Annotated in this window: 22 protein-coding genes; all 22 read right to left on the bottom strand. The window is 53.1% G+C overall.

Annotated elements, in window-relative coordinates:
* Positions 1 to 42: 42 nt before the first annotated feature.
* The 22 genes from FYJ35_RS06420 to rho all read right to left on the bottom strand — a co-directional run bounded on the left by FYJ35_RS06420 (position 43) and on the right by rho (position 21,715).
* Positions 43 to 900: a carbohydrate ABC transporter permease gene (locus FYJ35_RS06420; RefSeq protein ID WP_154524716.1), complete on the bottom strand. Its 858-nt coding sequence runs from the start codon at positions 898 to 900 to the stop codon at positions 43 to 45.
* Complete coding sequence (locus tag FYJ35_RS06415) at positions 901 to 1,782, bottom strand: carbohydrate ABC transporter permease (RefSeq protein ID WP_154524714.1); 882 nt, start codon at positions 1,780 to 1,782, stop codon at positions 901 to 903.
* Positions 1,783 to 1,980: 198 nt separating this feature from the next.
* Complete coding sequence (locus tag FYJ35_RS06410) at positions 1,981 to 3,219, bottom strand: ABC transporter substrate-binding protein (protein WP_235906421.1); 1,239 nt, start codon at positions 3,217 to 3,219, stop codon at positions 1,981 to 1,983.
* 536 nt (positions 3,220 to 3,755) lie between these two features.
* On the bottom strand, positions 3,756 to 4,448 hold the full coding sequence (rplA, locus tag FYJ35_RS06405) for a 50S ribosomal protein L1 (RefSeq protein WP_154524712.1): 693 nt from the start codon (positions 4,446 to 4,448) through the stop codon (positions 3,756 to 3,758).
* Positions 4,449 to 4,516: 68 nt separating this feature from the next.
* Positions 4,517 to 4,942: a 50S ribosomal protein L11 gene (gene rplK, locus FYJ35_RS06400; protein WP_154524711.1), complete on the bottom strand. Its 426-nt coding sequence runs from the start codon at positions 4,940 to 4,942 to the stop codon at positions 4,517 to 4,519.
* A gap of 46 nt (positions 4,943 to 4,988) precedes the next feature.
* Positions 4,989 to 5,585: a transcription termination/antitermination protein NusG gene (gene nusG / locus FYJ35_RS06395; RefSeq protein WP_277067854.1), complete on the bottom strand. Its 597-nt coding sequence runs from the start codon at positions 5,583 to 5,585 to the stop codon at positions 4,989 to 4,991.
* An 82-nt stretch (positions 5,586 to 5,667) separates the two neighbouring features.
* The gene (secE, locus tag FYJ35_RS06390) at positions 5,668 to 5,874 is read right to left on the bottom strand and encodes a preprotein translocase subunit SecE (RefSeq protein WP_154524710.1); all 207 of its coding nucleotides are present in this window, start codon (positions 5,872 to 5,874) and stop codon (positions 5,668 to 5,670) included.
* Between the two features lie 32 nt (positions 5,875 to 5,906).
* Entirely contained in the window at positions 5,907 to 6,056 is a 150-nt protein-coding gene (gene rpmG / locus FYJ35_RS06385) for a 50S ribosomal protein L33 (protein ID WP_277067743.1), read from the bottom strand.
* 223 nt (positions 6,057 to 6,279) lie between these two features.
* Positions 6,280 to 7,674, bottom strand: a complete 1,395-nt coding sequence (locus tag FYJ35_RS06380; protein WP_154524708.1) for a polysaccharide deacetylase family protein — start codon at positions 7,672 to 7,674, stop codon at positions 6,280 to 6,282.
* On the bottom strand, positions 7,674 to 8,888 hold the full coding sequence (locus FYJ35_RS06375; RefSeq protein WP_154524706.1) for an LL-diaminopimelate aminotransferase: 1,215 nt from the start codon (positions 8,886 to 8,888) through the stop codon (positions 7,674 to 7,676). Before FYJ35_RS06375 ends, FYJ35_RS06380 begins: the two co-directional genes overlap by 1 nt.
* Before the next feature lie 88 nt (positions 8,889 to 8,976).
* Positions 8,977 to 9,849, bottom strand: coding sequence for a diaminopimelate epimerase (gene dapF, locus FYJ35_RS06370; protein WP_154524704.1), 873 nt, complete (start codon positions 9,847 to 9,849; stop codon positions 8,977 to 8,979).
* A gap of 144 nt (positions 9,850 to 9,993) precedes the next feature.
* Positions 9,994 to 10,794 carry a class I SAM-dependent DNA methyltransferase gene (locus tag FYJ35_RS06365; RefSeq protein ID WP_154524702.1) on the bottom strand — a complete coding sequence of 267 codons (801 nt, stop codon included), beginning with the start codon at positions 10,792 to 10,794 and terminating at the stop codon, positions 9,994 to 9,996.
* 2 nt (positions 10,795 to 10,796) lie between these two features.
* Positions 10,797 to 11,297, bottom strand: a complete 501-nt coding sequence (locus FYJ35_RS06360; RefSeq protein ID WP_154524700.1) for a COG2426 family protein — start codon at positions 11,295 to 11,297, stop codon at positions 10,797 to 10,799.
* Between the two features lie 36 nt (positions 11,298 to 11,333).
* On the bottom strand, positions 11,334 to 12,392 hold the full coding sequence (hisC, locus tag FYJ35_RS06355) for a histidinol-phosphate transaminase (protein ID WP_154524698.1): 1,059 nt from the start codon (positions 12,390 to 12,392) through the stop codon (positions 11,334 to 11,336).
* 86 nt (positions 12,393 to 12,478) lie between these two features.
* Positions 12,479 to 13,681: a pyridoxal phosphate-dependent aminotransferase gene (locus FYJ35_RS06350; RefSeq protein WP_328597054.1), complete on the bottom strand. Its 1,203-nt coding sequence runs from the start codon at positions 13,679 to 13,681 to the stop codon at positions 12,479 to 12,481.
* Positions 13,678 to 14,580, bottom strand: a complete 903-nt coding sequence (locus tag FYJ35_RS06345; RefSeq protein ID WP_154524696.1) for a DUF2156 domain-containing protein — start codon at positions 14,578 to 14,580, stop codon at positions 13,678 to 13,680. The genes FYJ35_RS06350 and FYJ35_RS06345 overlap by 4 nt, the downstream gene beginning before the upstream one ends.
* Before the next feature lie 18 nt (positions 14,581 to 14,598).
* Positions 14,599 to 15,954: a phosphoglucosamine mutase gene (gene glmM, locus FYJ35_RS06340; protein WP_154524694.1), complete on the bottom strand. Its 1,356-nt coding sequence runs from the start codon at positions 15,952 to 15,954 to the stop codon at positions 14,599 to 14,601.
* A 17-nt stretch (positions 15,955 to 15,971) separates the two neighbouring features.
* Positions 15,972 to 17,045, bottom strand: coding sequence for a peptide chain release factor 1 (gene prfA, locus FYJ35_RS06335; RefSeq protein WP_154524692.1), 1,074 nt, complete (start codon positions 17,043 to 17,045; stop codon positions 15,972 to 15,974).
* 9 nt (positions 17,046 to 17,054) lie between these two features.
* On the bottom strand, positions 17,055 to 17,987 hold the full coding sequence (gene prmC, locus FYJ35_RS06330; protein ID WP_154524690.1) for a peptide chain release factor N(5)-glutamine methyltransferase: 933 nt from the start codon (positions 17,985 to 17,987) through the stop codon (positions 17,055 to 17,057).
* A complete protein-coding gene (locus tag FYJ35_RS06325; protein ID WP_154524688.1) occupies positions 17,984 to 19,105 on the bottom strand; it encodes a DUF1385 domain-containing protein in 1,122 nt (373 codons plus the stop codon). The genes prmC and FYJ35_RS06325 overlap by 4 nt, the downstream gene beginning before the upstream one ends.
* Positions 19,106 to 19,184: 79 nt before the next feature.
* The gene (gene rpmE, locus FYJ35_RS06320) at positions 19,185 to 19,397 is read right to left on the bottom strand and encodes a 50S ribosomal protein L31 (protein ID WP_154524686.1); all 213 of its coding nucleotides are present in this window, start codon (positions 19,395 to 19,397) and stop codon (positions 19,185 to 19,187) included.
* 227 nt (positions 19,398 to 19,624) lie between these two features.
* The gene (gene rho / locus FYJ35_RS06315) at positions 19,625 to 21,715 is read right to left on the bottom strand and encodes a transcription termination factor Rho (RefSeq protein WP_205839744.1); all 2,091 of its coding nucleotides are present in this window, start codon (positions 21,713 to 21,715) and stop codon (positions 19,625 to 19,627) included.
* Positions 21,716 to 21,839: the final 124 nt, after the last annotated feature.

Below are 21,839 nucleotides of genomic sequence, written 5' to 3'. Positions count from 1 at the left end.
AATCCTCCGCTCCATCACTCAATGATTTTTTCCTATCCCGTTTTACCCCTTCACTCCTCCGGCCGCAAGTCCGGAAGCCAGATTCTTTTCGATTCCGATGAACAGGATGATGACGGGTATGATTGAGAACAGGGATGCGGCAAACAGGTACTGCCATTCCACCATGTTATAACCATTGAAGATATTGATACCGACCGTGAGTGGCTTGACAACATCATCTGAGATCAGGGTCAGCGCGATGGTATATTCGTTCCAGGCATTGATGAAAACGAAGATCAACGTTGTGACGATGCCAGGTGCAGCAATCGGAAGCAGCACCTTGAACATGCTCTGCACTCTTCCGCAGCCGTCAATCCTCGCTGCCTTCTCCATCTCCGGAGAAATCGCGTCAAAGGTTCCCCGCAGCAGCCAGACCGTGAACGCCTGGTTAAACGCCGCATTGACGAGGATCAACCCAAGCAAGGAATTAACAAGATGGAAGGTCATCATGATCTTGTATATACCGATCACCAGGACAACCGGCGCAAACATCTGGGACACAATGACAATGCCCAGGAACACATTCTGTCCTTTGAACTTCATGCGGGTCAGGGCATACGCAGCCGGGATTCCGCACACCATCGCGATGGCAGTCGATCCAAGCGCAATGATGATAGAGTTCAGGAAGTAGTTCAGCATCGGTGCCTTGCGCCAGATATCAATCAGATTGCTCCATCTCCACTTGATCGGCAGCAGGGTTCCGTTGATTGAATAGATCTCTGCCCTGCTCTTGAGCGCGGATGTGAACATTATAAAATAAGGGTAAAGAATCACGACACAGAATGCGATCACCGCAATGTAAAGCAGAATGCGGAGGACGAGTTTTTTCCCCGTCAATGCTTTCTTTCCTGTATTTTTCATTTACCTCTCCTTCTGTCCTCTTAACGTAAAGACCATATACACACTTGCGCAGACCAGGAGAATCAGAAAGCCGATGACCGAAATGGCTGCAGCCTGCCCCTGCTTGCCGTTGTAAAATGCGAGCTTGTACAGATAGGTGACAAGAGTATCCGTTCTGTTCGCCGGATCTCCCTTGCTCATGGTCCAGATAATCGGAAACGAATTGAATACATAGATAATATTCAGTACCGTAGAGACCGTCAGCTGCGGGCGAACCAGTGGAATGGTAATGTGGAAAAGCTTCTGCCAGTAGTTGGCTCCATCCGCCGTTGCCGCCTCATAAAAAGACTCATCGATTCCCTGGAGTCCCGACAGGACGCAGAACGTAACAAAAGGGATGGTGACAAAGATTCCGACAAAGCATTCCCAGGCAAAATAGGCACCCGGTGTCGGAGTCCAATTGATATTCGTTGAAATAATACCCAGTTTTTTCAGCAGCGTATTGAGCGTGCCATAATCCGTATTGATGATGAAATTCCAGACACTTGCCTGGATCACAAGCGTAGTCGCCCACGGGAAGACCACGATGGCCCTCGCAATCTTTCTTCCCCTGAACTCATTGTTCAGAAGCAATGCCAGGATAAAACCGACCACAGTCGATACGACAACAACGACAACGGTCCACTCAACGGTATTCCACAGGACAATCTTAAAAGCCGGTTTTCCGGTCGCAGCGATAAAGTTATCAAATCCCGTGAATCCCTTGACAATTCCAGCCCTTGTAACCTGGCTGAACGCCATCCTGAAAACCATGCCGATCGGCAGCGCAATGAATAAAGCCATGAGAACGCAGCTGGGCAGGATCCAGATATATGGTTCGATTAATCGATATTTCTTTTTCATTGACATCCTCTGTTTTCTGTACTCGGTTGACAGGACCTTGCTGCGGAGACAGGCCGGATGAAGCATCCGGCCTGTCTTCTCATTGTACATCTGATGAAGAGCCGAAGAGTTGCTGCAGGCCATGTCTGAAAAATGGCCGGCCTGCCGGTCGTTCAGGATTCCCTGACTGATCAGTACATGGGCACCGGTCCAAGATGGTCAGCCCGCGATTTCGCTCTGGAGACTGTCCAGAAGTCCCTTGACATCCTCACCCAGAAGTGCATTCTGTTCAACATCGATGACACCCTGCTTGACATCTGCCCATTCAGCCTTTGCTGTCGGATAGAACTTGGAAGAACCGACGATGTCAACCCATGCCGCCATACTTTCATCTGCCTTTGCAATGATCTCGCCGCCTGTCTTGGTTGCAGGAAGGAAGCCCTCCATCTGAACCCAGTCAGAATAGCGCTGGTCATCATAGAAGTAATCGAAGAACGTGCTGATGGCTTTCAGCTTTTCGTCCGAGTATCCATTGTCAAAGCACATGAAACGATCCATAACGCCCGCTGATACAGAGGTATCGGTATTGGTCGGAATCGGAGCAACTTCGTAATTGATGGAGTAGCCACCTTCCTTCAGGTATGCCGGAATGGAATTCGGTCCGATCATCATCGCAATCTTGCCTGCTCCGAACATATCCTGGAGATCATATCTGGTTTCATTCGCAGGGTCCGTATTGGTATAGCCGTCCTTGATCAGTCCGATCTCAAACTCAACAGCCTCGACATTCTTGTCGCTGTTCAGCGCCCAGTTATTGTCGTCATCAACAAAACCGCCGCCGTTGTTCCAGGTATAATAGGCAAAGGCTGCCTGACCTTCATCCGTCGTCAGGTCAATCCCCCACGGATAAACCTCTCCGTTGTAATGATCCTTGATCGCTTTGCACACGTTCTTCAGATCATCCCAGGTCTTCGGAGCCTCCACCCCGACTTCCTTCAGAATGTCCGCGTTATAGTACATCGCCCGTGCAGAAGCCAGATCCGGAATCGCCCAGACCGTTCCGTCCACAACCGACTGGTCAAGGAAGGATTCATACATCTTGGAGTAGGTTTCCTCCGAGACATAATCCTTGGCAGGAAGAAGAAGTCCGTCTGCCTGGTAGTCGGCAAAGACGTCAATATTCAGGATATCCGGCGCCTGATTGTTTGCAATCCTGGTGTTGACTGCCGTATAGATGTCGTTCCATGATACAACATCCACGTTGAGATCAATGTTCGGATTGTCCTTCTCAAAATCCTTCTCAAACCCCTTCCACCAGTTTGCAGTCTGCTGACCGTACTGGGCAGCAATCACGCTGATCGAAATCTTGTCAGAAGACTCCGCGTATGCCGACCCCGCTACCATGCCGGCTACCGCTGATCCGAGTACAAGACCTGCAGTCAACTTTCCCATGTTCATAGCAATTCCTCCTTTTTTCTTTGCCAGATTCTGTTGGTTTTATGGTACAGGATCCGGATAATCCCGTCAATATCTGTATTGATAAAATGCTAATAAATGGCAGTATTATGCCAAATAATATAGTGATACTGCCTCGCATTTACTACATTTGATCGTGTTAATCGGTTATCTTGTTTATATTTCAGGCCGTTTATCGGCTCTGTTTGTGCATATTATGTGTTTATTGCTGATTTGAGTTGGAAACTGCCCATCATTGAATGATAAAATACTGTCATATGTAAGAATTACGAAATCGATTAATTCTGTCAAAGAAAAAGGACATGGCACAAAAGAAGGAGGTTCCGGGGATCAAGCGTATTGAGAATTGATATTAAATACATCGAGCCAGGCTTTCGGTAGAACGTTTTCGTATCTTTCCGTTGTGGCATCTTTGTTATGGCATCTTTGTTCACGATGCCATATTTTGCCACGAGCTGCCAAATGAAAAAGGGCAGCCCGTGAGGACTGCCCTTTCCTGCGATCTATCTATTGCTGTTTCACGCGAACTTAAGCGGGTTCAGCTTGATGCCCGGACCCATTGTGGAAGTAAGCGTGACACTCTTCAGGTACTGCCCCTTCAGAGTGGACGGTCTTGCCTTGACAACTGCTTCCATCAGCGTCTGGAAGTTTTCCTTCAGCTGCTCTTCTGTAAAGGAAGCCTTCCCGACCGGTACATGGATGATATTTGCCTTGTCCAGTCTGTACTCGATCTTACCGGCTTTAATATCCTTAATCGCCTTTGCGACATCCATGGTAACAGTTCCAGCCTTCGGGTTCGGCATGAGGCCCTTCGGTCCGAGGACACGGCCCAGGCGTCCGACAACCCCCATCATGTCCGGTGTTGCGACGACAACATCGAAATCGAGCCATCCTTCATTCTGAATCTTCGGAATCAGCTCCTGTCCTCCGACAAAATCAGCTCCCGCTGCCTTTGCCTCGTCAACCTTTTCATTCTTTGCGAACACAAGGACGCGAACCTTCTTACCGGTTCCTGCCGGAAGGACAACCGCCCCTCTGATCTGCTGATCAGCATGGCGTCCGTCGCAGCCGGTTCTGATATGGCATTCAACTGTCTCGTCAAACCCTGCGGATGCAACCTTCTTTACCAGAGCGACAGCCTCGTCGACATCGTACAGCTTTGAGCGGTCAACCAGCTTTGCTGCGTCCTGATATTTCTTACCTCTCTTCATGTTCAATCTACCTCCTGGTGGTATTTTCGGGAATTTCCCTCCCACTTGACTCAGACCTTCAAGTACTCTCAATCCTCGACCGTGATGCCCATACTGCGCGCGGTGCCGGCGATCATGCTCATCGCCGCCTCGATGTTTGCAGCATTCAGATCAGGCATCTTCAGCTCAGCGATCTCGCGAACCTTCTCCTTGGAGATGGAAGCAACCTTCTCCTTGTTCGGGGTTCCGGATGCGCTCTTCAGATTGCAGGCCTTCTTCAGAAGTACCGGTGCCGGAGGAGTCTTCGTGATGAAGCTGAAGCTCCTGTCAGCGTAGACAGTGATGACGACCGGGATAATCATGTCGCCCTGATTTGCGGTACGCGCATTGAATTCCTTCGTGAACTGTACAATGTTCACACCGTGGGAACCAAGCGCCGGTCCGACCGGCGGAGCAGGAGTTGCCTTGCCTGCCGGGATCTGCAGTTTGATATAGCCAGTAACTTTCTTTGCCATGATAATGACCTCCTTGTGGTGCCAGCGGGGGATACCCTCCCACTTTTTACTTTACCTTCGTGATGTCCGTAACATTCATTCCGACCGGTGTGCCGTTCATGAATTCCGGGATGCTGATCTTGACCGTCTGGCGGCTCTCATCGATCGAATCGACAACGCCGACCGCATTGACCCAGACACCATTCGTCACCCTCACCGTATCCCCTACGTTGAAGTCAAGCGACGGCGCCTGCGGCGCGACACCCAGGCTCACCATCTCGCTCTCTGTAAGCGGGATGGGCTTTGTCGAATCTGCTCCGACGAATCCCGTGACGCCTCTGGTATTTCTGACAATGTACCAGTTATCATCATTCAGGATCATATGAACGAACACGTAGCCCGGAAACAGCTTTCTCTTGACAAGCTTCTGCTTCGGAGCCTTCTTTTTCTTCTGAGGCTTGCGCTCGCCTTCTTCCGTGTACTCGATCTTGTCAGCCTCGCCCTCATCCGTTCCAGTCGTCTCAACGACCTCCTGAACCGGAATCCGGACTTCAAGGATGGTATCTTCAAGATGCATATTGGCGATGGTTTTCTCAAGGTTAACCTTCACCTTGTTCTCATACCCGGAATATGTGTGAGCGACATACCACTTGGCTTCCTGCACATCAGACCCGCTGTTTTCCGTGTTCATAGATTCTGTGTCAGCCATTCTCTCACCCTGTCCTTCATGTTTACCGCACAACTGCTCATAGACTGATTGTCAGGAGCTTGTCCAGGCCACTCTTCATCAGATAATCAAGAATGGCGATGATCGCGCTCAGAATGACTGAAACAACCACCACTGCCCCGGTCTGCTTCGCAAGCGTATTCTTTGAAGGCCAGATGATCTTGCCCCACTCGACCTTTACGCCACGGAAGAATGAACGGAGTCTGGATTCCTTGTCTTCTGCCATTATGGTTCTCCTTCAAAGCAGCTGAATCGTTGTTACTTCGTTTCCTTGTGCACTGTGTGCTTCTTGCAGAATGGGCAGTACTTTCTGACCTCCATCCGCTCCGGATGGTTCTTCTTCTCTTTGGTCAGATTGTAGTTACGATGCTTGCATTCTGTGCACGCCAAAGTGATTCTCGTACGCACAACTTCCACCTCGCTCTCTGTAATATAATAGATGATCGCAGAAAACAGTCTGTCTGCCTGTCTTCAGTCGTCTCAAGGGCAGAATAACCCTTTTGACTGCATTCATACGCCGAAAAAGTATAGCACACATATAAAATCAGAGTCAACCTCCGTTCAGGGTTTTCTACGGGCGGTTTTCTGCGATATCAGCGGTTGCTATATAGAACTCTGCGAATAATCCATATTATCGATTCTTGTCGATGAGGTCCGACACATCGAAGAATGATGAGAAATTGTCCGGCGCATTCTTCAGCGAGTAGCCATCGACAAAACGCCTGGTCATCCTCATGTAGCCATCCCCGATTTCCTTGTAGTCTGTGTCCCCCCACAGACCGCAGAGATAGACCAGTCCGTTCTCAAGCAGATAACTGAGGCTGTCCCCCGGGTAGGAAACTTCCGCCCCATACGGAAAGAACAGAATATCTGCCTTTCCGGTCAGCGGCGCGACTTTGCTCTCCCAGCTGTCGATCTCCTGCCTGAACTGGTCCGTTGTCATGGACGCGTCATTCATGTAAGAATGGGACCAGCCGGCGGACGCGATGCTCCATCCCTCATCTGTAAGCGCCTTCGCGATCTCCGCGATCTTCTTCTGATCATCCGTGTAGGAAGCCGCGCTGTTTGCGGAGAAGGAACCTGCCTGATTTCCACTTTCGGATTCTGAAGAGGAACCAGCACTTCCGGTATCCGGCAGCCGATAGCCGAACACACCGTTCTTGCCGGAAACCGACACAATTCCGCGTGCCCCGCGGAACGAAAAGTCCGGATGTTCCGCGATAAAAGAATCCAGAATCGGAATCAAATCATAATCCCCGGACAGGTCGTGCCCGTCTGCATCCGTATACTTTGCCTTGACTGCCCCGTCCTCTACCGTCAGCGCGGTCGCAATCCCGTCCCCGTTTTTCACAGAAGAATAGTCCACGTTGTCCTGGGACAGAACAATCGGCTTCTTCCCTGAAGGGAGCCTGAGCGTCTGGAGCTCCATGTCTCCCTCGGACTGCAGTTTCGCGATGCTGTGGATGTCAACCAGAATATAGTTGTTCTCATACAGGCTCTGAAGCATCGCCTTGAACTCGTCCGTCGTCACCATCGTGCTCTTGTACGTGTCTGACAGGCTGTCTCCGTCAAATGCCCTCGACGGGTCCTCAATCAGGGTCGGGAAGCACAGATGAGGGATGTCTCCATCCCAGGCCGTAAGCGCCGCGTCGCCCGCCTCATACTGTTTTCTGGCCTCTGCCACACGGCTGTCCAGGGCAAGATTGCCGGAAAGCGTATTCAGTGTTGCGATGGCCTCCTCATAATTATATCCTGCAGCCTGATTCGCAGCTGTCTGCAGAATCTGTGAGACATTCTGCTCCTCCGACTCCGACTGCTCCTGTGCTGCCCGCTGTTCCTTCATCTTCGGAGTCTCGACCGGCTCATTGTTCTCATACTTGCCGTCTGTCCCGATCGCCTCGGCAATCTGGTAATTCATCTGCTTGCGGCTGCAGCCCGAAAGCCCAAGTACAGCTGCCGCAAGCCCCGCTGCAGCTGCGGCAGCTGCAGCTTTGCGAAAAGTCGTAGAATGTGCTCTGCGCATCATCACATCCTCTGAATCCGGCGCACCGCCTCTTTCGTGTTTTCATATGTTCCGAACGCAGTCAGGCGGAAATAATGCTCTCCGCTCGGTCCGAAGCCTGAGCCCGGTGTTCCGACAACATGTGCCTTCTCCAGCAGCCGGTCAAAAAACTCCCAGGATGTCATCTGGTCCGGCGTCTTCATCCAGATATAGGGTGCGTCAACGCCGCCGTACACTTCATATCCGGACTCCTTCAGAGCGTCCATGATCACCCTGCAGTTTCTCTTGTAGTATCCGACCTGCTCCTTCAGCTCCTTCTTTCCCTCCTCGGAGTAGACCGCCATCGCTGCTTTCTGAACGATGTAAGGCGCTCCGTTGAACTTGGTCCCATGCCTTCTCGCCCACAGTGAATGAAGCTTCACACCGCCGCGCTCCAGATCCTTCGGCACCACCGTGAAGCCCAGACGTGTGCCGGTGAAGCCTGCATTCTTTGAAAATGAGCGAATCTCGATCGCGCAGCTGCGGGCACCTTCACATTCATAGATCGAGTGCGGAACATCCGGAGCAGAGATGTAAGCCTCATATGCAGCATCATATATGATCACGGCGCCGATCCTGTTTGCATAGTCAACCCATTCGCTCAGGCGCTCCTTTGTGATGGAAGCTCCTGTCGGATTATTAGGGTAACAGAGATAGATGATATCCGGTTCCTCCTTCGGAAGCTCCGGCGTGAAATTGTTTTCCGCCACGCATGGCATATAAATCACATCACTCCAGCGCTCCGTCTTCGGATCGTAGGTTCCGCAGCGGCCTGCCATGACATTTGAGTCCACGTAGACGGGATAAACCGGATCACAGACCGCAATCCGGCTGTCCCTGGAAAAGATTTCCTGGATATTTCCCGAATCACTCTTTGCACCGTCGGAGATGAAGATTTCGTCCGGGCTGATGCTGCAGCCCCTGTCTTCATAATCGTTTTTTGCGATCGTCTCGCGGAGCCAGCTGTATCCAAGATCTGGGGAATACCCGTGGAAGGTTTCCGCGCGGGACATGTCGTCCACTGCTGCGTGAAGCGCCTTGATGATCGCAGGCACAAGGGGCTGCGTCACATCACCGATTCCGAGGCTGATCACATCCGCCTCAGGATGCGCCTCCTTGAAGGCTCTGGACTTTTTCCCGATGGTGGAAAACAAATAGCTTCCGGGAAGCTTCAGGTAATCCTCGTTGACTCTGTACATAGTTCTCCTCTCTGACAGCTCTTCTCTGTCTAACCTACTGCCGCCGCTCTGGAATACTGCCTTTCTCAGGCCGTTCTGATTGAATCGCTTACAAACGAATCTCGCCCTCAAAAACCGTGACAGCCGGGCCGGTCATGAAGACCGTGTTTTTCTCCTCGTCCCACTCGACCAGAAGATCGCCGCCACGCAGGTGAACCAGCACCTTCCTGTCTGTCCATCCGTTCAGAATACAGGCCACTCCGACGGCGCACGCGCCTGTTCCGCATGCCCAGGTTTCGCCGCTCCCGCGTTCCCAGACACGCATCCGGACATTCTCCCTGTCATCGACATGAATGAATTCCGTATTCACTCCCTCCGGGAATATCGGGTGGTGCTCAAAATGAGGCCCGATCGCCGGAAGATCCAGCCCATACGGATCCCTGACCCTTGTAACACAATGGGGATTGCCCATCGAGACGCAGGTAACAGGCCAGCTCTGCCCATTCACGTTCAGCGGCGCATCCAGAATAACCCTTCCGTAAGGCTTTTTCTCAGAAATGAGGCATCCATCGGCCTCTCTGGGGCGGACCGAAATCTTCTCCGGCTCCAGCACCGGGCTTCCCATATCGACGCGTACGGTTTCGACCTTCCCATCCTTCACGTGAAGATCGAGCGTCTTGACTCCGGAAAGAGTCTCGACGGTCATCCGTTCCTTTTGCACCATCCCGTGGTCATAAACATACTTCGCCACACAGCGGATTCCGTTCCCGCACATCTTCCCTCTGGATCCGTCTGCGTTGTACATGTCCATGAAACAATCCGCCGTCCGAGAAGGTCTGATGATGATCAGTCCATCCGACCCGACTCCGAAATGACGGTCGGATATGAAAACCGCCGCCTTCTCCGGGTCCTGCACGGTCTCCTCAAACCCATTCACATAAACGTAGTCATTGCCGCAGCCATGCATCTTGGTAAACTTCATGTAAGGCTGTCTCCCTTCTTTCAAAACCTGTCCGGATGGTTGATTGCCGCCCTTCAGCATACACGATTCCAAAGTCCAAGGCAACCGCTGAGCGTCTGCGGCATCCATGCAGATCCATAGCCCGCCTCAGGCATCTCAGCCCTGTCACGACTTTCCAGGTGTCAGGCCGGAGTCGCTTTTCGTCTGCCCGCAAAGCTTTCTTCCGGACTCCCGAAATACAAGCAGCATCCGGCTGCTGTCCGGCGCAAGCGGCCGTTCCGAATAACCATCGAAGGCCGCCTGAAAAATCAGCCCGGCTTCCTCCGCCAGTCTCTTCACGGTCTCCATCGGGTAGGCTCTCTCAACATGAGTCTCGGATGTCCTCTGGTAAAGTCCGTTCTCAAGTCGGGCAAATATCGTCAGGTCATATTCATTTTCACAGAGATCAGGATGATAATCGTTCTCCCAGACCAGTGTGCATTCCTCTCTCACATCCGCAAAGACATTCTGCGCAAGCTCATGTTCGTAATAATACGCTGTGTTCATATCAAACACAAAGATGCCGCCCGGGTCCAGATAATTCTCCACCAGTTTGAAAACCGTCAGCAGATCCTCCTCCGACTCCAGATAATTCAGGCAGTCACAGCACGAGCAGACCGCCCTGACCGTCCCATACAGCTCAAAGGCCCGCATGTCCTGCAGAAGATACAGAATGTCTCCCCTTCCCTGTTCATGTTCCATCGCCACCTGGAGCATGTCCTCAGAGCCGTCAACGCCGATCATGTCATAGCCTCTGTCCCTGAGGCGCCTGGTCATCTGACCTGTCCCGCAGCCCAGGTCGAGGACAAGCCCATCGTCAATCCCGTAGCGGGAAAGAATCCGGCAAAGCTGCCGTGACCAGCTGTCATACGGGACATTGTCCATGAATTTGTCATAAACCTGCGCAAAGCTTTCATACATAGCCATGTTCAGTGAATGACACCTCCGAGCAGTCCATAGAAAATCACCGAGATGATAAATGCAGCAAGCAGGACACCAAGTCCGATTGCCACAGAGGATCTCTTCCTGTCCATTCCAAGCAGGGCCGCGATCATGCTGCCGGTCCAGGCGCCTGTCCCCGGAAGCGGAATTCCGACAAAAAGCAGAAGTCCCAGAAATTCCCCCCTGCTGAGGCTTTCACTCTTCTTCATCGCGTGTGCCTCAATCTTATCGACCAGTTTGTGATGTTTCGTTCTCTTGAAAAACTGAAAAATCTTATTCAGCAGAAGCAGGATAAACGGAACCGGAAGAATGTTTCCGATGATGCAGATCGGAAGGGCTGTCAGCAGATTCACCCCGAGGAGCTTCGCCACAATCAGGCCTCCCCTGCACTCAAGAATCGGGAAGAGAGAGACAATGAAACAGACCAACTCGGCGGGCATGATATGTCCCAGGTTATTCGCGAACCAGACGGCAACTGCGTTCGTCATAGAGAAAACTCCTTATTATTCCACTTTATGATGGGTTTACAGATTCGATTTCAGGAAGTCAAACAGAATGTCCATCTGCTCGTCCGTCCCGATCGTGATCCGCAGATAATCGTCGATCCGCGGGCTGTCAAAGTACCGGACAATGATACCCGCCCTTCTGAGCGCCTGAAACAGATCCCTTGCCTTCGCCTTCTCATGCCGGACAAACAAAAAGTTCGTCTGTGAATTGGCAAAGGAAAAGCCAAGTGCCGACAGCTCTTTTTTGCTCCTCTCCCGCGTCGCAATCACCTTCCTGACTGTCTCTCTGTACCACCCGGAATCCTCCGCGGCAGCTTTTCCGGCGGCAAGTGCAGCCTGATTCATCGTGTAGGAATTGAAAGAATACTTGCAGTCATTCAGATAATGAATCAGCTTTTCTGAGCCAATTGCAAATCCGATCCGCATGCCGGCCATGCTTCTGCTCTTCGAAAACGTCTGCACAACAAGCAGATTCTCGAATTCCGGAAGCAAGGACAGCGCACTGGATCCCTCCGGGGCAAAATCAATATAGGCTTCATCCACAATCACAACACTGCCCGGATTGGCGCGGAGAATGTCCCGCACCGCTCCCTTCTCCATCAAAACGCCTGTCGGCGCGTTGGGATTTGGAAAGATGATTCCTCCATTCTCCTTCAGATAATCGTTCCTGACGATCTCAAAATCCGCATTCAGTTTCTGCTTCTGATACGGGATCCGGAACAGATCGGCCCAGACCTCATAGAAGGAGTACGTAATATCCGGGAAGAGAATGGGCTTTCCGGAATTGAAGAAAGTCAGGAAGCTCATCGCCAGCACATCATCCGACCCGACCCCGACAAACACCTGATCCGGGGAGACATGATATGCATCCGCCAGCGTCTTTGTCAGAACGGCTGCCGCCGGATCCGGATACCTTCGGAGGCTATCCTCTGTCACGCCCGAAAGCGCGGCCAGCACCCCCGGTGATGGAGGGTACGGATTTTCATTTGTATTCAGCTTTACAATGTGAAGATCCTTCGGTTGCTCGCCGGGTGTGTACGGCACGACTCTTCTGACGCCATCTTCCCATGAAGCCATCTTTCTCTCCTCCTCGTCCTTCCCAGTCTGATTACTGCCACGCGTGTTTTTCAGCCATTCAGCAGACATGCCGGCTCAAATCGCCATCACTTTTCCCACGAACGGCGGACTGTCCGCTCTGCCAGTCTTCCAAAAGCCGGCATGGACCGCTCGATCGTCTCAGGTGAAACACAGTAGGCAATCCGGACATATCCGGGTCCCTCAAATGACCGCCCGGGCACAAGCAGAAGATGCTCTTTCTTTGCCTCCGCGACAAAGTCCCTCTCATCCTCCAGCGGGCTCTTCAGCCACAGGTAGAAGGCTCCTTCCGGCTTCACATAGGAATATCCATATCTGTCCAGACCCTCGCAGAGGCTTTTTCTGTTCCGATCATAGAAATCCAGATCCACCTTCGCCTCCAGGCACCCCGCGACTGCCAGCTGCATCAGGCTTGGCGCATTGACAAATCCGAGGACACGGTTTGCAACCGCTGCCGCTGCCTGAATCTGCCGCGCATCATCCAGCTCATCCGGCATCACGAGATACCCGATCCGTTCCCCCGGAAGAGACAGCGATTTGCTGAACGAATAGCCCACGATCGTGTTGTGATAATACTTTGTCAGAAACGGAACCTTTTTCCCATCGTATACCAGCTCCCTGTACGGTTCATCGGAAATCAGGTAGATCGATGTGCCATACTTTTTCTCCATCCGGCAGAGCAGCTCTGAAAGCTGCCGGATCTGGTCCTCCGGGTAAACCACTCCGGTCGGATTGTTCGGATTGTTCAGAATGACAGCCTTTGTCTGTCTGCTGACCAGCCTCTCCGCTGCCTCAAGGTTCAAAAGGAAGTGCTCCGGCTCAGGCGGCACGACCCTGAGCACGCCCTGGTGATTCGCCACATAGCTTCGGTATTCACCAAAGAATGGAGCGAATACCAGCACCTCATCCCCCGGGTCAAGCAAGGTCTTCAGCGCCACGTTCAGTCCGCCGGCTGCACCAACCGTCATCAAAATGTTGTAACTGCCGAATGATGTGAAAAATCTTTTATTCAGACTGTCCGCAATCCTCTCCCGAACTTCCTCAAAACCGGCATTGGGCATATAGCCGTGAAGCTTCAGCGGCGGAACTGTCTCCGTCAGGTTTCTGATCTGCGCGCCGACACCTGCCGGAGCCGGAACGTTCGGATTTCCGAGGGAAAAGTCATAGACATTCTCTGCCCCGTATTCCGCCGCCATCCGCCTGCCTTCCTCAAACATGGCCCGGATCGCACTTGAATTCTGCACAAGTTCCTGCATTGCCCTTGCAATCACTGAAGCGTCACCTCGCCTTTTTCAACCATCATCACCGGATGATAGCTCTCCTTTGCCTCCCGGAGGCCTTCATCTCCGGTATCGTCTTCCCGGTTTACATATGGAATCCCGTCCATCGCGTGCTCGACAAACTGCTGATTGATCACGGTGTAGGCTCCCTCGACATCTGTCAGTGCCTTCTCGATATGGACCACAAAGGTATTGTCATTCACCTTTTCCCCGATCGTATAGGCCACGACCTGTCCATTCACCCGGAGGAGGCCGCCTGTCAGATGAAGCTCCTTCAAAAGCCGGAGCGAGTTCAGCGCCACGCACATCTCAATCCGCTTCTCGTAAAGCTCATCACAGTCATTCAGCACCCGCCACTTCAGCCCCATCTGGAAGCATTCTTCCACATTATCATCTGTGATCGGCTCAAAGGACCAGTCCGGATAATCCCGAAGGAATTTGTTGATATGATTTTTCTTCCCGTGATATTTCCGTCCGGACAGGTTCTTCAGCTTCTCTGTCTCATAGACATAATCCCAGTAATTCCGGGTCGGCTCAAAACGGAACTTCCCCGGGCAGGCTGTCTCAATCAGATCGAACTGTTCCTTCGTCACATACCGGATTTTGAACGGCACCCCTTCCTCACTCGCCAGGCCGACCATTGCATCCAGTACGGCAGGGAGCTTTTCCTGCTCTCCCATCGGGAACCGGAAAAAGGGCTTCGGCGTCTTCGACTTCAGAATCAGTACACCATCTGATATCTGGTACTCCATGGGTTCGAGATGTTTCCACAGATACAGGTTTGAAAAACAGTCATCGCAGGAACGGGAATTCAGCCTTCTGTAGAATGGGAGAAGAAGCTCCTGATCCGCAAGTGTGACCTCCTTGAATAGCGACTTTGGTAAATCCATACAATCCTTTCCGGCTTATCAGCCTATCACAAGGCCCTCGCTGCGCATCACGGCTGCCACGTCATAGACATACTTTGCGCAGAGGTCATCCGACTCGGCTTCCACCATCACGCGGACGACCGGCTCCGTTCCTGAGGGGCGAACGAGGATGCGGCCATCCGAGCCGAGTTCCTCCTTTGCCTTTTCAACTGCGGCCTTCACTTTTTCGTTTTCCATCACAGCCTTTTTGTCAGCCACGCGCACATTCTTGAGCAGCTGCGGGTAGATGCGGCATTCTGCCTGCAGATCCCCGAGTGTCCGCTTGGAGGCAATCATCGTCTCCATCACCATCAGCGAAGTCAGGATTCCGTCCCCTGTCGTCGCATGCTTGCTGAAGATAATGTGCCCGGACTGCTCACCCCCGAGGCTGTACCCATTTGCCGACATATTCTCATAGACATATTTGTCACCCACCTGTGTCTGCTCGTAGCGCATGCCCTCACGCTCCAGCGCCTTGTACAGGCCGATGTTCGACATCACGGTTGTGACAACTGTGTTGTCCTTGAGCTGTCCGTGCTCTTTCATATATTTGCCGCAGACATACATGATCAGGTCGCCGTTAACCTCCCGGCCAGCCTCGTCGACCGCGATGCAGCGGTCTGCATCCCCATCGTAGGCAAAACCGATATCCAGGCTGTTTTCCTTTACAAATTCCTGAAGCGCATGGATATGGGTGCTCCCGCAGTCTGCATTGATATTCGTGCCATCCGGGTGGTTGTTGATGACGTAAGTCTTTGCACCGAGTGCATCAAACACACTCTTTGCAATCGAGCTGGAGCTGCCGTTGGAGCAGTCAATTCCGATCCGGTAGTTTTTGAAGGAACGGGTTGCAAGAGAAATCAGGTAGCCGATATAACGGTTTCTGCCCGCCACATAATCCTGCGTGCGGCCAATCCGATCGCGTGTTGCAAGCGGGATCTCTCCGCTTCTGCCATCGATGTAGGCCTCAATCTTTTCCTCGATGGAAGCATCAATCTTCTGTCCTGTTCCGGAGATAATCTTGATCCCATTGTCATAGTATGGATTGTGGCTCGCCGAAATCATGATCCCGCAGTCAAAGTCATCCAGGCGGACGCAGAAGGCGACAGACGGTGTCGTCGTCACATGAAGCAGATAAGCATCCGCACCGGAAGCGACAAGTCCAGCGCTCAGCGCATCCTCAAACATGTAGCTGGATCTTCTGGTATCCTTTCCAATGACAATCTTTGCCTTGCCATCCTCATGCTGCTGTCCATAGTACCAGCCCAGAAAACGTCCGACCTGAAATGCGTGCTGCACGTTCAGGGTCACATTCGCCTCCCCGCGAAACCCATCCGTTCCGAAATACTTCCCCATTTCAAACTTCCTCCTCTTTATGCTTCTGCGGCCTTCGCCAGCTTTTCAGCCTGCTCCGCCGCGATCAGCGGGTTGACCAGCTGGTCCAGGTCGCCATCCATAATCTGATCAATCCGGTATACCGTCAGATGCGCACGGTGGTCAGTAACTCTTCCCTGCGGGAAGTTGTATGTGCGGATCTTCTCGCTCCGGTCCCCGGAGCCAATCTGATCCCTCCTGGTTTTTGCCTCGCTCTCCTGCTGCTCCATCTGACGAAGCAGATAAAGCTTGGATCGCAGAATCCGGATCGCCTTGTCCTTGTTCTTCAGCTGGGACTTTTCATCCTGGCAGGATATGACAATCCCTGTCGGGATATGAACGAGCCGGACAGCGGAATCCGTCGTGTTGACACACTGACCGCCATTACCATGTGCACGGAACACATCAAATCTGCACTCGCCAAGATCCAGATCTACATCGATCTCGTCCGCCTCCGGCATGACCGCGACAGTCGCAGCCGATGTGTGAATTCTCCCGGCAGACTCCGTCTCCGGGACCCGCTGCACCCTGTGTGTGCCGCTTTCGTACTTCAAGTGTGACCAGGCATCTTCCCCGCTGACCAGAAGGATGCATTCCTTGAATCCTCCGAGTCCGTTTTCATTGACCGATGTCACCTCTGCCTTCCATCCCTTGCGTTCCGAGTAGCGAAGATACATCCTGCACAGATCGGCTGCAAAAAGTGCTGCCTCATCGCCGCCGACGCCTGCCCGGATCTCCAGAACCACATTCTTGCCGTCGTTCTCATCCCGCGGCAGCAACAAAAGCTGAAGCTTTCCGGACAGTTCTTCCTCTTCCTGCCTGGAAGCTCTCAGCTCCTCCTTCAGATAAGATGCCATCTCCGGATCCGTTTCCCCCCGAAGAAGCTCCTCCAGGTCCTGAATCGTCTCCCTGGTTTTTTGGATCCGGGAGTAGGCTGTGACAACCGGTTCCAGGCGCGAACGCTCCTTCATCAGCCTTCCGAGAGAGGAGGGATCGGAGCCTGCCTCCGGATGGCTCAGAGACCGGTCAATCTCCTCCAGTCTCCGCCTTACTTCCTTCAGTTTTTCAAACATACCATTCTGTCACTCCTGTCCGAGATCAGTGCCCGGAAAAACCGAGGAGATCACCCGATCCAGACCATTCAGATCCCTGATGATCCTGACATTCCCGAAACCTGCCTCTCTCAGCATCCTCGTCACATCCTGTCCCTCATCAAAACCGATTTCAAACAGAAGGCAGCCGCCGGGATTGAGATACCGCGGCGCCAGGCTGACAATTCTCCTGTAAAAGGAAAGGCCGTCCGGTCCCCCGTCCAGTGCCATATGCGGCTCATGGTCCCGGACCTCGTCCATCAGTCCTCCGATGTCTCCCGTCCGGATATAGGGCGGATTGGAAAGAATCACATCAAAGGTTCCCTCAACCTTCTCAAAAAGATCACTCTCCAGAAATGTCACATCGGTACCTGAATTTTCAGCGTTTCTTCTGGCAATGTCAAGAGCCGGACCTGAAATGTCGGCTCCGACTGCCTCGATACCGGGACAAAGCTTTGCCGCCGCAATAATCAGGCAGCCCGAGCCCGTACAAAGATCGAGAACCCTGACCGGCCTGCGGTCTTTCCACGCTCCGCAAGCTTCCCCGGCGCAAGCCTTCCTCTGAAGGACCCGGATCTGTTTTACCGCTTCCTCCTCCAGGATCTCTGTATCCTGCCTCGGCGTCAGCACCTGATCGGATACCTCAAACCGGATTCCGCAGAAGTCTGCCTCTCCGGTAATCTGCTGAAGCGGAATCCTGCAGCTTCTCAGTCTCACTGCCTCCCTGTAACGGGACAGGATCGCCCCCGGCACCTCTTCTTCTTCCCTGAGAAGAAGCTGTGTTCTGTCCATCGACGAGGCATACTCAAGAAGAAGCCCGGCGTCAATGTCTGCGTCCGGTACTCCCTGTCCGGAGAGTTTCTCCGCCGCTTCCCTTTTCACCTGCCGGTAGGTTGCATGGCGGCTCGCCCTGACCTCCTTCATCTCAGCGTGTAAAGCTCCTTTCCTCCCCTCGGCTCATCCGCCTCCGTCAGCACATAGTGAGCACCGAAGTTCTCATTCAGATACTTTTTCCAGTTGAAAACGGCCTCCACAGATGCAATTCCTACCTCGATCTGGGCATCATCCGGCTCCCTCGTTGTAAGCCCCTGGAGCGCCAGCCCCGGTTTTGAAAGCGCATTGACGAATCTGTTGTCATACAGACCGGCCAGGCGGATGAATTCATAGGAAACTCCGGCGACAACCGGAATCAGAAGCAGCCGGATGACAATCCTCATGACCGGGTCCGGTGTCCTGATAAACAGGAAAAACACGATGGAGACGATCATGACAAACAGCAGGAAGCTTGTCCCGCAGCGCTTGTGCTCCTTCGAGCTCTTCCTGACATTCTCCACATTCAGCTCCAGCCCGTGTTCGATGCAGTTGATGCACTTATGCTCCGCTCCGTGGTACATGAATGTCCGCTGAATGTCCTTCATCTTGGAAATCAGCAGCATATATCCGAAGAAAATGGCCAGACGAAGCACACCCTCCATGATGGAAATCACTGCCTCCGGCGCCCCGATTCCCTTCAGAAGTCTTGAAAGAAAATATGGCAGCATCATGAACAAGGCAACAGATACCACCAGCGAAATGATGACTGTGAGGGTTAAGAGCACGGTGTTGTCAGAATCCTCCGACTTGCCATTCCCGGACCGGGATCTCTCCCTGAGCGTTTCCCTTTCCTTCTGCGCATTCTCTCCCGCCTTTTCAAGGACAGCCGCCGCTTCCTTTTCCCTGCCGGCTCTTTGCAGCTTCTCCGCCTTCTTCTCTGCTTTCTTCTGTTCCTGTGCCAGGCGCTCTTCCAGCTCCTTCTCCGATTCTTCCGCAAACCGGTCTGCTGAAAACATGAGCGCCTTCATCCCCAGAACAAGTGAGTCGACGAACGCAACAACTCCTCTGACAATCGGAATCTTCCGGACTTTTCCGGCGGCAGAATGATGCGCGTCTGTCTGGACCGTAATCTGATTGTCAGCTGTCCGGACCGCAACTGCATAGAGGGCTCCATTTCTCATCATGACACCTTCCATGACAGCCTGCCCGCCGATGTTTGAGTACTTCATAAGTTTGTTTTCCTTTAAACAAAGAAGGGCTGAGGCCTCTTCTCTGAGCAACCTCAACCCTCCGAAAACTGCAACCTTATTACTGCTTCTCGCTGCCGAAACCGTACTTCTTATTGAACTTATCAATACGTCCGCGAGCCTGAGCCTGCTTCTGCTGTCCTGTGTAGAACGAATGGCACTTGGAGCAGACCTCAACGTGAATCTCCGGCTTTGTCGAGCCAGTCACGAATGTATTCCCGCAGTTGCATGTAACGGTAGCCTGATAATACTTCGGATGGATTCCTTCCTTCATAATTCTCACCTCTCTGACGGAATGTGAACTGCTGCGCCGGCGCTTCCTTCCCGCACCGCCGTAGATTCCCGCTCCCTGCGGGCAATCCCTGCAAGTCCATGCAGTTAGCGTACCTGAAAGCCATTCGCCTCAATGGCCTGCCTCTGCTTGCAATCAGGCACAGCAGGGCAAGTATAGCACAGCCCTGAAATGTTTGTAAACACCTTTGTACCGGCTGCTGCGGAGCATCACACCATACGCTGCCGCAGAATCGTGCGGATCAGTTCCTCGTTCGATCTGGTATGCATGAACAGATCCAGAATCCGCTCCGTCGCCTCGTCGCTCTTCATGCCGTTGAGTGCCCTGCGCATGATCGTGACAGCATCCGCCTCCTCCCGGCTCAGCAGAAGATCCTCTCTCCTGGTTCCCGACCGCTGTATGTCGATTGCCGGGAAGATTCTCCGCTCAGAGAGCTTGCGGTCCAGGATCAGCTCCATGTTGCCGGTTCCCTTGAATTCCTCATAGACGACATCATCCATCTTTGAGCCGGTGTCGATCAGCGCCGTCGCCAGAATGGTCAGACTTCCGCCCTCTCTCATATTTCTGGCTGCACCAAAGAACTTTTTCGGCGGATGAAGCGCCGCGGGGTCAATACCTCCGGACAGCGTCCGCCCGGATGCAGGCACGATCAGGTTATATGCTCTCGCCAGCCTGGTGATGGAATCAAGCAGAATGACCACATCCCTCTTCAGCTCAACCAGACGTTTTGCGCGCTCGATTCCCATCTCGGCAACGCGTCTGTGATGCTCCGGCGTCTCGTCGAACGTCGAGTAGAGCACCTCGACGTTGTCTCCGGTGATTGCCTCCCGAATGTCCGTCACTTCCTCCGGGCGCTCATCGATCAGCATGATGATGATATGCACCTCCGGGTTGTTTCGCAGAATGGATCTGGAGACATCCTTCAGGAGGGTTGTTTTTCCGGCCTTCGGAGGCGAGACAATCATGCCTCTCTGTCCTTTTCCGATCGGTGCAATTAAATCTACAATCCGCATCGAGATTTCCCGCGGCGTCCGTTCCATGCGGAGCCGCTCGTTCGGAAAGATCGGCGTCATGCTTTCAAATGTACATCTGTTCGCGATCTCTGCCGGCGTCAGGCCGTTCACGGTTCTGACAAACAGGAGCGCCTGAAACTTTTCCTGCTGCGCCCGGATCCTGGTATTGCCGGTGATGATATCACCCGTGCGCAGTCCGAAACGCCTGATCTGGGATGGGGACACATAGATGTCAGAATCTCCGGGAAGGTAATTGTCTGAACGGATAAACCCATATCCGTCAGACATGACTTCCAGGACACCTCCCACCTCATGGCCGGAATCGAGATCCTTCAGTTCCATCGGAAGCTTGTTATCCTCCCCGAGAAACCGTTCCCGTTCCGGTGCCGGCTTCTGGTTCTCCGGATTTCTGCTCCCTGCTCCCTGGCTGCCTGCAGGCAAAGCAATCTGATCCTGCCTGTGATCCTGCACCCGGTTTCCGGCACCTGCAGCGCCGGTCCCCTGGACCGCAGTGTCGGAAACCGTCTGGTGATCCGGCATCCTCGATCCGGTCACCGATGCCCCGGCTCCCGAATATCCGGCTGCAGAGCCGGACAGTCCGGTGTTTCCACCCGCCGGATAGGAATTCCGGGCTGCCGACTGCGCCGTCCGTGTCACTTGCTGCCTGCCTCTTGCCAGCTCCCGGGGCGTCCTTCTCCGCAGCTGCCTTCTGGCCCCCTGCATCTGGCCACCCTCACGGCCGGTACTGCCGCTCTGACCGCTCTCGCGTCTGGTGCCGGCTGTCCGGCTGCTGTGTCCCGGCGCTTTCTCATCCGTCCGGACTGTCTCACGACTCACACCCGGTATCTGCCGCGTTCCAGATCCGGTGCCGTCCTGCAGCTCTTCACTGCGGCTGGAGCCTGTTTCAACCGGCTTTATTGTCTCATGGCTTACACCGGTTGTCTGCTGCGCCCTGTTTCCGGTAACATCCTGCAGTTCTTCTCCGCGGGCAGAGCCTGCTCCATTCGCCTTCGCTGACTTACGGCTCGCTCCCGAAGCATGCACCCGGCTCTCATCACGGTCCGGATTCTGTCTTCCGTGCTCCTCCCGTCTCTCATGATCCTTCGGGGATAAACCGGATGACTCTGAGCCATGGCCGGAACTGTTTTCACTATGGTTCTTCTGGTTCTCCAAAAGAGCATCTACAAGCGCACTTTTCCTCAGCGCCGAGATACTCTTCACACCGCTTTTCTTCGCCATATCCCGGAGAACGGCGACAGACAGCAGCTGCAACTGATCTTTTGTCATAAAACTTCCTTCACATTGTCTGGATTGTTGAAAACAGAAATTAAGAGAAGACGATTTCTGAATGATTTGATTCGATGGCATCTCTGCCATACGCTCAACATAGCACACTTTTTTGAAAAATAAA

The organism is Porcincola intestinalis (assembly GCF_009696445.1).
Classification (GTDB): Bacteria; Bacillota; Clostridia; order Lachnospirales; family Lachnospiraceae; genus Porcincola; species Porcincola intestinalis.
This window is presented reverse-complemented; position numbering and strand designations above follow the sequence as displayed.

Excerpts from the sequence above, each read along its gene's own strand:
- FYJ35_RS06420 (WP_154524716.1), bottom strand. The coding sequence starts at position 900 with ATGAAAAATACAGGAAAGAAAGCATTGACGGGGAAAAAACTCGTCCTC.
- FYJ35_RS06415 (WP_154524714.1), bottom strand. The coding sequence starts at position 1,782 with ATGAAAAAGAAATATCGATTAATCGAACCATATATCTGGATCCTGCCC.
- FYJ35_RS06410 (WP_235906421.1), bottom strand. The coding sequence starts at position 3,219 with ATGAACATGGGAAAGTTGACTGCAGGTCTTGTACTCGGATCAGCGGTA.
- rplA (WP_154524712.1), bottom strand. The coding sequence starts at position 4,448 with ATGAAGAGAGGTAAGAAATATCAGGACGCAGCAAAGCTGGTTGACCGC.
- rplK (WP_154524711.1), bottom strand. The coding sequence starts at position 4,942 with ATGGCAAAGAAAGTTACTGGCTATATCAAACTGCAGATCCCGGCAGGC.
- secE (WP_154524710.1), bottom strand. The coding sequence starts at position 5,874 with ATGGCAGAAGACAAGGAATCCAGACTCCGTTCATTCTTCCGTGGCGTA.
- FYJ35_RS06380 (WP_154524708.1), bottom strand. The coding sequence starts at position 7,674 with ATGATGCGCAGAGCACATTCTACGACTTTTCGCAAAGCTGCAGCTGCC.
- FYJ35_RS06375 (WP_154524706.1), bottom strand. The coding sequence starts at position 8,888 with ATGTACAGAGTCAACGAGGATTACCTGAAGCTTCCCGGAAGCTATTTG.
- dapF (WP_154524704.1), bottom strand. The coding sequence starts at position 9,849 with ATGAAGTTTACCAAGATGCATGGCTGCGGCAATGACTACGTTTATGTG.
- FYJ35_RS06365 (WP_154524702.1), bottom strand. The coding sequence starts at position 10,794 with ATGGCTATGTATGAAAGCTTTGCGCAGGTTTATGACAAATTCATGGAC.
- FYJ35_RS06360 (WP_154524700.1), bottom strand. The coding sequence starts at position 11,297 with ATGACGAACGCAGTTGCCGTCTGGTTCGCGAATAACCTGGGACATATC.
- hisC (WP_154524698.1), bottom strand. The coding sequence starts at position 12,392 with ATGGCTTCATGGGAAGATGGCGTCAGAAGAGTCGTGCCGTACACACCC.
- FYJ35_RS06345 (WP_154524696.1), bottom strand. The coding sequence starts at position 14,580 with ATGGATTTACCAAAGTCGCTATTCAAGGAGGTCACACTTGCGGATCAG.
- glmM (WP_154524694.1), bottom strand. The coding sequence starts at position 15,954 with ATGGGGAAGTATTTCGGAACGGATGGGTTTCGCGGGGAGGCGAATGTG.
- prfA (WP_154524692.1), bottom strand. The coding sequence starts at position 17,045 with ATGTTTGAAAAACTGAAGGAAGTAAGGCGGAGACTGGAGGAGATTGAC.
- prmC (WP_154524690.1), bottom strand. The coding sequence starts at position 17,987 with ATGAAGGAGGTCAGGGCGAGCCGCCATGCAACCTACCGGCAGGTGAAA.
- FYJ35_RS06325 (WP_154524688.1), bottom strand. The coding sequence starts at position 19,105 with ATGAAGTACTCAAACATCGGCGGGCAGGCTGTCATGGAAGGTGTCATG.
- rpmE (WP_154524686.1), bottom strand. The coding sequence starts at position 19,397 with ATGAAGGAAGGAATCCATCCGAAGTATTATCAGGCTACCGTTACATGC.
- rho (WP_205839744.1), bottom strand. The coding sequence starts at position 21,715 with ATGACAAAAGATCAGTTGCAGCTGCTGTCTGTCGCCGTTCTCCGGGAT.